This window comes from Marmoricola endophyticus (assembly GCF_014644415.1).
GTDB classification, from domain to species: domain Bacteria; phylum Actinomycetota; class Actinomycetes; order Propionibacteriales; family Nocardioidaceae; genus Marmoricola; species Marmoricola endophyticus.
This window is the reverse complement of sequence record NZ_BMKQ01000004.1, coordinates 1-646: the sequence shown is the minus strand read 5'-3', so window position 1 is coordinate 646 and position 646 is coordinate 1. Positions and strand designations below refer to the sequence as shown.

Sequence of the window (646 nt, the reverse complement as noted above, 5' to 3'; positions counted from 1 at the left end):
AATGGTTAAATTCAACATCTTTTTATACACATTATCTAAATCATTAGCAAATCTATTAATATTACGTGTTTCTGGACTATAATTACTTAATTTTTTTAATTCATCAAAAGACAAACGTAATGTATTAGTATCTTGCTCTTTTAATTTATTACACATCGCAAAAAATAAATTAATTTCAGTAGCTGTAAATCGCCTTAATGGAACTAAATTCATTTCATTTTTATATACAACTGTCTCTCCTGTCATGATACAGCCCCCCTTTATTACGAACCTAAAGGAGTATCGTTTGAATATACACTCCCATTTGAAAACTTTTATTCACAATAAACTACTTTATTATCAATGTCAAACCATAAAAGGAGTACAACTTTTTAAAACACTCCTTTTATGTGGCAAAAACACTCCTTTAGGCATTGAAATCCCTTGTTGCTCTAGGTCTGAACAAGCCCCTAAAAAGGTTTTTAAAAAGATTTATAAAAATATATTAAAAAGTTAGAGGGGGGCTACCTATTTTTCATCCTAAAAAATAATTAACCTCAAACAAATGCATTTAAATATCTATTTTTATAATGTATAACCATCTTCTCTATCTTCTTTAAAAATGATTTCTCATTCTTGTGCTTGATATTTCTTCTTAAAGAACTGT

General features: G+C 27.6%; 1 protein-coding gene. It reads right to left on the bottom strand.

Annotated elements, in window-relative coordinates:
* On the bottom strand, positions 1-246 hold a 246-nt coding region (locus tag IEX42_RS17910), incomplete at its 3' end, for a replication initiation protein (RefSeq protein ID WP_128415269.1).
* Positions 247-646 lie beyond the last annotated feature (400 nt).